5 protein-coding genes are annotated in these 6,515 nt (G+C 76.2%); all 5 read left to right on the forward strand.

The features are described 5' to 3' along the window. Positions 1–1,325: Pls/PosA family non-ribosomal peptide synthetase (locus tag AE652_RS32405; protein WP_049658091.1), on the forward strand; the 1,325-nt coding region annotated here is incomplete at its 5' end. 47 nt (positions 1,326–1,372) lie between these two features. Continuing rightward, entirely contained in the window at positions 1,373–2,698 is a 1,326-nt protein-coding gene (locus AE652_RS32410; RefSeq protein ID WP_049658093.1) for a M1 family metallopeptidase, read from the forward strand. Positions 2,699–2,838: 140 nt separating this feature from the next. Further along, entirely contained in the window at positions 2,839–4,218 is a 1,380-nt protein-coding gene (locus tag AE652_RS32415; RefSeq protein ID WP_049658095.1) for a serine hydrolase, read from the forward strand. 405 nt (positions 4,219–4,623) lie between these two features. Then, entirely contained in the window at positions 4,624–5,460 is an 837-nt protein-coding gene (locus AE652_RS32420; protein WP_049658096.1) for a GNAT family N-acetyltransferase, read from the forward strand. Next, the gene (locus AE652_RS32425) at positions 5,457–6,278 is read left to right on the forward strand and encodes a 1-acyl-sn-glycerol-3-phosphate acyltransferase (protein ID WP_082346118.1); all 822 of its coding nucleotides are present in this window, start codon (positions 5,457–5,459) and stop codon (positions 6,276–6,278) included. The genes AE652_RS32420 and AE652_RS32425 overlap by 4 nt, the downstream gene beginning before the upstream one ends. The last annotated feature ends 237 nt before the right edge of the window (positions 6,279–6,515 follow it).

Here is a 6,515-nt window from a genome sequence, read left to right on the forward strand (position 1 = left end):
CGCTCGCCGCGCTGGCCGTGCTGTCCCGGTTCGTCGACCACGGCGCGGCGCTCGGCCCGGCGCTCGGCGGCGCGCTGCTCGGCCTGCTGCCCGCCACGCTGGCGTTCGGCGCGGTGTACGCGGCGCAGCTGGTGGTGCTGGTCCGGCTGCTGAGCACCGGCCTGGTGCCCGGGACGCACCCGCTGCACGGCCGGGTGGGCTGGCAGGCGTGGACCGTCACCCAGCTGATGGACCGGGCCCGCGAGGTGCTGTTCCCGCTCTACGCCGGGCTGGTCACGCCGCTGTGGCTGCGCACCCTCGGGATGCGGGTCGGCCGGGGCGCGGAGGTGTCCACGGTGCTGGCGCTGCCCAGCCTGACCACGGTCGGCGACGGCGCGTTCCTGGCCGACGACACCCTGATCGCCCCGTACGAACTCGGCGGCGGCTGGGTGCGGCTGGGCGAGGCGAAGGTCGGCGAGCGGGCGTTCCTCGGGAACTCGGGGATGACCGCGCCGGGCCGCTCGGTGCCCAAGCGCGGCCTGGTGGGCGTGCTGTCGGCGACGCCCGCGAAGGCGAAGAAGGGCGGCTCGTACCTGGGCATGCCGCCGATGCGGCTGCCGCGTTCGGCGGACCTGGCCGACCAGAGCCTGACCTACGAGCCGCCGGCCCGGCTGCTGTGGGCGCGCGGGCTGGTCGAGGTGGCCCGGCTGGTGCCGGTGCTGGCCTCGGCGGCGCTGGGCCTGCTGACCGCGGCGGCGCTGTCGTGGCTGGCGGCCGGCTCGCCGCTGACCGCCGCGCTGCTGTCGGGCCTGGTGCTGCTGGCGGCCGGCGCGCTGGCCTGCCTGGTCTCGGCCGCCGCCAAGTGGCTGCTGGTCGGGCGGTTCCGGGCGGTGGAGCACCCGCTGTGGAGCGGCTTCGTGTGGCGCAACGAGCTGGCGGACACCTTCGTGGAGATGCTGGCGGTGCCGTGGCTGGTCGGCGCGGTGCCGGGCACCCCGGTGCTGAACCTGTGGCTGCGCTCGATCGGCGCGCACGTCGGGCACGGGGTCTGGTGCGAGAGCTACTGGCTGCCGGAGGCGGACCTGGTCACCCTCGGCGACGGGGTCACCATCAACCGGGGCTGCGTGGTGCAGACGCACCTCTTCCACGACCGGATCATGCGGATGGATACTGTGGTCCTCCGCGAGGGCGCCACCCTGGGCCCGGGCGGCATCGTGCTGCCCGGCAGCACGGTGGGCGCGCGCAGCACGCTGGGCCCGGCCTCGCTGGTGATGCGCGCCGAGTCCGTCCCCGCCGACACGCGGTGGCTGGGCAACCCGATCGAGGCGTGGCAGAGCACGCCGTGACCACCTCCCCGTCCCCCCGTCCCGGCCCGCAGGAAGCGCACGTCCCCGTGAAGCCCAAGCACGTCCCGGCGGCCGCCGGCGCCCCGGACCCGTACTTCCCGAACAGCGGCGACCACCGCTACCGGGTGCACCGCTACGAGCTGGCGCTGGACTACCGGCCCGGGCCCAACCGGCTGGCCGGCTCGGCCCGGCTGAGCGCGGTCGCGGACGCGGCGCTGGCGGAGTTCGCGCTCGACCTGGCCGAGTTCCGGATCGGCCGGGTGCTGGTCGACGGCAAGGCCGCCCGCTACACCCACCGCGGCGGCAAGCTGCGGATCCGCCCCGCCAGGGCGCTCGCGCCGGGCGCGGCGTTCACCGTCGAGGTGCACTACGCGGGCAACCCGCGCCCGGTGCGCAGCCCGTGGGGCGGCCTGGGCTGGGAGGAGCTGACCGAGGGCGCGCTGGTGGCGAGCCAGCCGGTCGGCGCGCCGTCCTGGTTCCCGTGCAACGACCGCCCCGCCGACAAGGCGACCTACCAGCTGGCGGTCACCACGCCGTCCCCGTTCACGGTGGTGGCGAGCGGCCGGCTGCTGACCCGCACCACCCGGGCGTCCAGCACCACCTGGGTGTACGAGCAGAGCGCGCCGACCCCGACGTACCTGGTGACGGTGTCGATCGGGCACTACCGGCCGGTGCCGCTGGCGGTGCGCCCGGCGGTGCCGCAGACCGGCTACGTGCCGGAGCGGCTGGCCGCCGCCTTCGCCCGGGACTTCGCCCGGCAGCCGGAGATGGCGGCGTACTTCGGCGAGGTCTTCGGCCCGTACCCGTTCGGCGAGTACGCGGTGGTCGTCGCGGACGAGGAGCTGGACGTCCCGGTGGAGGCGCAGGGCGTCGCCACCTTCGGCACCAACCACCTCGGCGGCGGCTGGGAGCGCGAACGGCTGATCGCCCACGAGCTGGCCCACCAGTGGTTCGGCAACAGCGTCACCATCGCCGACTGGCGGCACATCTGGCTCAACGAGGGCTTCGCCAAGTACGCGGAGTGGCTCTGGTCCGAGCACGCCGGCGGCCCGGGCGCGGCCGTGCACGCCGCCGCCGCGCACCGGCTGCTGGCCGGGCTGCCACAGGACCTGACGCTCGGCGACCCGGGCCGCAGGCTGATGTTCGACGACCGGCTGTACCAACGCGGCGGGCTGGTGGTGCACGCGCTGCGGCGGGCGCTCGGCGACGACGCGTTCTTCGCGATGCTGCGGGACTGGACGGGCGCCAACCGGCACGGCGTGGTCGCCACCGCCGACCTGCGCGCGCACGCCGCCCGGTACACCGCCGCGCCGCTCGGCCCGCTCTTCGAGGCCTGGCTGGAGCGGCCGGAACTGCCGCCGCTGCCGGGCTGATCCGGTTCGCCGGGCCCGGCCTGATCCGGTCACCGGGCCCGGGCGCGGGGTTATGGGGCCCGTGCGCGGGATTATTGGGTCGGCGTCGCGGCCGGGCTGGACTACTGTCCGTGCACATGTCGATGAGTCCAGAAGCCCACATGACCGACCTCCCCTCCGAGCTGCTGCCCGCCACCCGCCGAGCCCTGCTGCACCGGCTCGCCGTCGCCCAGGCCGAGGGGCGCACGCCCTCGATGGTCGCCGGAGTGCTGCGCGACGGGCGGCCGGTGTGGAGCGGCGCCCGCAGCATGGTCGACGGGCACGCGCCGACCCCGGACGTCCAGTACCGGATCGGCTCGCTCACCAAGACCTTCGTCGCCGTGCTGGTGATGCGGCTGCGCGACGAGGGCCTGCTCGACCTCGCCGACCCGCTCTCCCGCCACCTGCCCGGCACCCCCGCCGACGACGCGACCGTCGTCCAACTGCTCGCGCACTCCTCCGGCCTGACCGCCGAGACCCCCGGCCCGTGGTGGGAGCGGACCGAGGGCTCGCTGCGCCCGGGCCTCGACGACGTCCTGGAGGCCGACCGGCCGCTGAAGCACCCCGCCGGGCGGGTGCACCACTACTCCAACCCCGGCTACGCGCTGCTCGGCGCCCTGGTCGCGAAGCTGCGCGGCGAGCCCTGGGGCGAGGTGCTGCGCCGCGAGGTGCTGGCCCCGCTCGGCATGGACCGCACCACGCTGCTGCCCGAGCACCCGCACGCCGGGGGCTTCGCCGTCCACCCCTGGGCCGACGTCATGCTGCCCGAGCCGCTCACCGACACCGGCCTGATGGCGCCGGCAGGCCAACTCTGGTCCACCATCGCCGACCTGGCCCGCTGGGCGGCCTTCCTGACGGCCGGCGACGACAGGGTGCTGTCCGCCGACACCGTCGCCGAGATGCGCCGCCCGGCCGTCGCCCCGGACGACGCCGAGTGGACCAGCGGCTACGGCCTCGGCCTGCAACTGCGCCGCGACGAGGGCCGGCTGCTGTACGGGCACACCGGCTCGATGCCCGGCTTCACCGCGGGCCTGTGGATCAGCGAGGCCGACGGCCTGGCCGCGTACGCCCTCTCCAACGCCACCAGCGGTGCCAGCGCCGCGTCGCTGGCCGCCGAGTTGATCGCGCTCACCGCCGACCTGGAGCCCCGGCTGCCCGAACCGTGGCGCCCGCTCGCCGAGGTGGACGCGGAGCTGCTGGAGCTCACCGGCCCCTGGTACTGGGGCGCCGCGCCGGCCGCCCTGCGGCTGCGGCCCGGGCGGGTGCTGGAGCTCGCCCCGCTCACCGGCCGCGGCCGGGGCTCGCGCTTCCGGCCCGAGGCGGACGGCACCTGGACCGGTGTGGAGAACTACTACGCGGGCGAGACCCTGCGGGTGGTCCGCCACCCCGACAGCACGGTCAGCCACCTCGACGTCGGCTCCTTCGTCTACACCCGCGAGCCGTACGGCCCGGCCGGCGCCGTCCCGGGCGGGGTCGACCCGGAGGGCTGGCGGGCGTTCTGAGCGGCGCGCCGCGATCGTCACGACAGCGGCACGTCGGATCGTCACGACGGCGACGTGACGCGAGCGGCGTGACGGCGCGATCGTGCCGACAGCGGCGTGACAGCAGCCGCGTGACGACCGCGGGGTCGCGACAACGGGGGCGTGCGGTGCGGCCGTACGCCCCCGTGGTGCGTGTTGTCCACCCCCCGCGAACGAGCGCCCGGTGCCGGGCAGATGACCGCCGGGCCACGGGTGGTGCCATTCAACAGGTGCACATCTGCGGTCCTCCGGGCCGCAACATGAATGCCAACCGATTCGGAGAGAAACACGGGGACCGGTTCGCGTCCATGCCCAACCGCCTGCGGACCGGGACGGTGCCCTGGTGATCCACGGCACCGCCGATCGTGCTGCCCTGGAGGGTCCGCCATGACCACCGTCCCCACGTACGCTCCGTCCGCAGTCACCACCACCCACGACGCCCCGGCGGTCCCCGCGCCCCGCCCCCACCGGCCCGCCGCCCCGGCCTCGTACACCGTCTCCCTCGCCCGCGACGAGGACGACGTGCGCGCCGCCCAGCGGCTGCGCCACCAGGTCTTCGGCACCGAGCTGGGCGCCGAACTGCACAGCCCGGTCGCGGGCCTGGACGTCGACCCCTTCGACGAGTTCTGCGACCACCTGCTGGTCCGCGAGGGCGAGCAGGGAACCGTCGTCGGCACCTACCGGCTGCTGCGCCCCGAGGCCGCGCGCCGGGCCGGACGGCTGTACTCCGACGGCGAGTTCGACCTCTCCGCGCTCGCGCCGGTCCGCCCCGGCCTGGTCGAGCTCGGGCGCTCCTGCATCCACCCGGACCACCGGGGCAACGGCGCCGTCATCAACCTGATGTGGGGCGGCATCGCGCGCTACCTGGCCGACACCGGCAACACCTGGGTCGGCGGCTGCTGCTCGATCGAGCTGGCGGACGGCGGCGCCACCGCGGCCCGGGTCTGGGACACCGTCAGCGCCAAGCACCTGGCGCCCGAGGAGTACCGGGTCACCCCGCACCGTCCCTGGGACGCCACCGGGGTGGCGCGCGCCGAGCGGGGCGCGCTGCCGGCCCTGCTCCGCGGCTACCTGCGGCTCGGCGCCTGGGTCTGCGGCGCGCCCGCGTACGACCCGGACTTCGACTGCGCCGACCTGTACGTGCTGCTGTCGCTGGAGCGCACCGACCCGCGCTACCTGCGGCACTTCCTGTCCGGCGGACCCGCCTCGGGCGCCTCGTCGTGAGCGTCTGGCTGCCCACCGCGACCTGCCGGCCCGAGACCTGCCTGGCCGACGTCCCGCCGAGGGTCTCCCACCCCCGGCGGGCGCTGCGGCTGACGGCCTGTCTGGCGGCGGTGCTGGCCGGGGTCGTGCTCCTCCCGCCGGTCCGGCTGCTCCCGGACCGGGCCCGGAACCGGCTGGCCCGGTTCTGGGCCCGGGTCGTGCTGCGCACCCTCGGGGTGACGGTCCACCTCGCCGGGCCCGACGGCTGGGGGCCCGGCGCGGACGGCGGGGTGCTGGTGGTGGCCAACCACGTCTCCTGGCTGGACATACCGCTGCTCGCCGCCGGGCGGCCGGGCCGGTCGCTGGCCAAGACCGAGGTCCGGAAGTGGCCGGTGCTCGGACCGCTGATCGCCTTGGGCGGCACCGTCTTCCTGGACCGCGACCGGCTGCGGACGCTGCCGGACACCGTCGCGACGGTGGCCGAGGTGCTGCGCTCCGGCCACCCGGTGATCGTCTTCCCGGAGGGGTCGACCTGGTGCGGGCGGGAGAGCGGCCGGTTCCGGCCCGCGCTGTTCCAGGCGGCGGTGGAGGCGGGTGCCGACGTCCAGCCGGTGACGATCCGCTACCGGCTGGCGGACGGACGGCCGACCAGCGTGCCCGCCTTCATCGGGGACGACGGGCTGCTCACCTCGCTCGCCCGGGTGGTCGCGGCCCGCGGGCTGGTCGCCGACGTGACCTTCCTGCCGCCGATACCGCCGCCCGGGCCCCGGCCCGGCCGGGCGGGCGCCCGGCGCGAACTGGCCCGTACGGCGCAGGCGGCGGTGGAAGGGATCCGCTGACCTCGCGCGACCTCCTGTGACCTCCCGGCCGTCCGCGACCTCCCGCGACCTCCTGACAGCACCTCACCGGTCGGTCCCGGCGGCTCAGGCGACGCCCGCCCCGGCCAGGTCCTCCGGCCGCGGCTCTTCGGAGGCCGCCGGGGCGAGCGGGCGGGCCCGGCCGACCAGGACGGCGACCAGGACCGCGGTGACGGCGAGCGCGGCCGAGCCGCAGCGCAGCGCGAGGTGGATGCCGTC

It is taken from the genome of Kitasatospora sp. MY 5-36, assembly GCF_001182915.1.
Lineage (GTDB): Bacteria > Actinomycetota > Actinomycetes > Streptomycetales > Streptomycetaceae > Kitasatospora.